Source organism: uncultured Tateyamaria sp. (genome assembly GCF_947504105.1).
Lineage (GTDB): Bacteria > Pseudomonadota > Alphaproteobacteria > Rhodobacterales > Rhodobacteraceae > Tateyamaria.
On record NZ_CANNGP010000106.1, the window covers coordinates 1 to 2,842 of the forward strand.

Below are 2,842 nucleotides of genomic sequence, written 5' to 3' on the forward strand. Positions count from 1 at the left end.
TGGGGGCTGGCCAAGCCAAACTCAGCGTCGTGGATCCCCTTGTCGCTGACCGTCTGCCAAACGGATGAAGGCGGTCTCGCTAGATGGGTGTAACCCTCAACCAGCTCCTTCAGGACGGTGCAAAGGCTGTGGCACCATCACCCAGCTTTCAGGTATCAGCACATCGATGCCGCCACCGACCTGTGCACAAAACTCACCAATTGGATAGAAAACCATGCTGATTCCTCTTGTGAACCGGAAGAAACCTTCCGGTCCTATATACAAGAAGACATTCAGATGAATCTTTCTGAAACTTGTAACCCCGGCAAGAAACTTCTGGCCGAGCGGCTGGGTCTCAGTGAGCGTCAGGTCCAGCGATACATTGCAGAGCTTGAACAGGCGGGTCTGGTCGAACGTGTTGAACGTTATGCTGCGCATGGCGGCAAGATGACAAACACCTACGATCTGAGCGGCTTGGTGGCACGACTGAAGAAACTCGAACCCGAGTTCCGCAAGGTTGAGGAAGACGTGAAAACCGAACGCAAGGCTGTGGCAAAACGCGGCTACAAGCCGAAACGCAAACCATCCGCAACCGCAAGTTAAAGAGTTGAATGTCCTGAAATGCTGAGCCCCGGGCGCATACCTGAGGCAGAGGCGGGTCCGGGGCTAACGAGGCATATATGACCAGTCCCACTCCAAATGTCAAGAATTTTAACCTGAACGACGACATCCTCGATGAGTTGGAAGCATCGCTCTCGGCGGATCTGGAGGAGGCCATTGCCAAGCACGGTGCGCCGGAAATCTTCAACAGCGACCAAGGCAGTCAGTTCACCAGCGGTGCGTGGATCGACGTGCTGACAGACGCAAAGATAAAGATCAGCATGGACGGCAAAGGCGCTTGGCGTGACAATCGGATGATCGAACGATTGTGGCGTTCGTTGAAGTACGAATGCGTCTATCTGAATGCCTTTGAGACAGGCTCAGAAATGCGCACTGGGATCGGCAAGTGGCTGAGGTACTATAACTCTGAACGCCCGCATTCGACGCACGGATTGTTGACCCCCGATGAGGCCTACGCCAGCAAAACACAACCAATGAGAATAGCAGCCTAAATGAACCCCTGATCCACCTTAAACCGGCTGCAAACTGGTCCAAAACCTAGGACCACCTCTGATGTCCATGTTGGACCGGCTTACCCACTAAGGGCAGTCGGTCCGAGTTTTTCTAGGCTCACTAAACACACCCGCAATTGCAGTGGTCACTCAAAAACTCTGGCAAGATGGGGAAGCGCAGGCGATGGGAGCAACAAAACCACCATCCCAAGCCCTCCTTTGTTTCGCAGCCGACCACACTCACCGCCCGACAAACTGACATCAAGCCCATTTGCGCCGCCTCAAACCAAGCCCGGAATGTCGGATGAAAGCCGGGGCCGGACCGGGAAAAGGCGAAGCATCACGTTGTCGAGCGGCCAGATGGCTTGCCGCCTCAGAGAAACGCTTCCTCATAGGTAAACTCACGACCAGTCACATTCTCGAAAATCAGCGTCGTGTCACCATAGTAGGCTGTCACTTCAAAGGTGTCCGTCCGCTCCCATTCAAAACTGCTGTCCCCTATCAGTAGAATCGCATCCATCTCTTCCAACGAGAAGTCTGTCACGAGATGGGTGCCACCTTTGTCATCGAATACGAAGACGTCGCTCCCGGCACCTCCACTTGACTTTGTGACCCCTCCGTCCGTGATTTCCAGTCTGTCGTCTCCTGGCCCGGCAAGTATCCTGCCGTTACCGCCACCAGTGATGATGGTATCGTCCCCTGCCTTTGCTTTCAAAGTGGAAGACAACGTACTGAACATTGTGTCGTCACCGCTGGTGCCGACGTCGACAAACGGCTCTGGCAGAGCGGAAAACAACGTACTGAACATCGTATATTCATCGCTGGCGCCCATGTCGTTAGACGGTTCTGAAATAGCATTCATCGCATTGTTCTCCTTGTGGATTTTCTAACTACCCGTGACTGTAACCACCGATTTCTTCCATCCAAGGTGACGGTGGCCAACAGCAAGTGAACCAGCAGATAGCCGCTCAACTTTGATGGTGCGCGGCGATTTAATGCTGAACTGAACTGGTTTTTTCGAGACCGTCAAATGTGGGGCAAACTTGCTGTGCCGTGTTTCAACTGTCAAAAAAAATTCGGTCTCCTTTGCGACAAGCGGACGCAACCCATCCGATCCGTGTCCCATGGCATTTTGATAATTGGTTGGGTGAGGTGACCCAACCGACTATGCGCTTTGTGGCGGTCAAGACGGTCGAACAACAGTCCCTGCTGTCGCTGCATCGTGCCCGTGGTCTTCTGGTTCGTCAGCGGACGCAACTGATCAACGGCCTGCGTGGCTTGGTTGCCGAGTTCGGCGTCTACATCCCTAGAGGGCTCGCCCGCGCGATCTGTTTGGCATTTGCAGGTGCGGTAATCCTCTGGACGGAAGGCACACGCCTCATGGCCCATGTGCGCCGCAAGTTCGTCGATATCTCTCAGTCGCAGGGATCGCAAATCGCCGAAGAGGCCATCCGGCGCATCGCACTTCTCTATGCCGTCGAAAAGGCCGCGCGTGGGGCGCCACCCGAAGAACGGGCCGCGCTACGTCAGATATGCCCGAACATATGGCATCCGGCTATGGCTCGGGCGGACAGGGGCAACCTTCGCAGTCGTGGGGGGGCGCCGTCGAGGATCACGACCTGATGGCTCCAGCAGAACTGGTGGGCCTCGCCGGGATCAAAATCAAGCGGCGCATAAGCCACCGCTGGTGCTTCCTGCGGTGCTTTTGATCAACTCGTAGCACACCGTCGCACCCAAGACCGCCTTCATCC

2 protein-coding genes and 4 pseudogenes are annotated in these 2,842 nt (G+C 55.2%); 4 read left to right on the forward strand and 2 right to left on the reverse strand.

Annotation, left to right across the window (positions count from 1 at the left end; genetic code table 11):
* Positions 1 to 276 precede the first annotated feature (276 nt).
* The gene (locus tag Q1A75_RS23550; RefSeq protein WP_299555322.1) at positions 277 to 582 is read left to right on the forward strand and encodes a helix-turn-helix domain-containing protein; all 306 of its coding nucleotides are present in this window, start codon (positions 277 to 279) and stop codon (positions 580 to 582) included.
* 161 nt (positions 583 to 743) lie between these two features.
* A pseudogene (locus Q1A75_RS23555) lies at positions 744 to 1,091 on the forward strand (integrase core domain-containing protein); the annotation flags it as partial.
* 373 nt (positions 1,092 to 1,464) lie between these two features.
* Here the strand turns inward: Q1A75_RS23555 and Q1A75_RS23560 are convergent.
* Complete coding sequence (locus tag Q1A75_RS23560) at positions 1,465 to 1,953, reverse strand: hypothetical protein (RefSeq protein ID WP_299555324.1); 489 nt, start codon at positions 1,951 to 1,953, stop codon at positions 1,465 to 1,467.
* A 290-nt stretch (positions 1,954 to 2,243) separates the two neighbouring features.
* Here Q1A75_RS23560 and Q1A75_RS23565 point away from each other — a divergent pair.
* Positions 2,244 to 2,405: pseudogene (locus Q1A75_RS23565) on the forward strand (IS110 family transposase); the annotation flags it as partial.
* 66 nt (positions 2,406 to 2,471) lie between these two features.
* Positions 2,472 to 2,564: pseudogene (locus Q1A75_RS23570) on the forward strand (transposase); the annotation flags it as partial.
* A 57-nt stretch (positions 2,565 to 2,621) separates the two neighbouring features.
* Here Q1A75_RS23570 and Q1A75_RS23575 read toward each other — a convergent pair.
* A pseudogene (locus Q1A75_RS23575) lies at positions 2,622 to 2,782 on the reverse strand (IS21 family transposase); the annotation flags it as partial.
* Positions 2,783 to 2,842 lie beyond the last annotated feature (60 nt).

What these genes read in the sequence shown, in the direction of transcription:
- Q1A75_RS23550 (WP_299555322.1), top strand. Translation starts at nt 277, where the DNA reads ATGAATCTTTCTGAAACTTGTAACCCCGGCAAGAAACTTCTGGCCGAG.
- Q1A75_RS23560 (WP_299555324.1), bottom strand. Translation starts at nt 1,953, where the DNA reads ATGAATGCTATTTCAGAACCGTCTAACGACATGGGCGCCAGCGATGAA.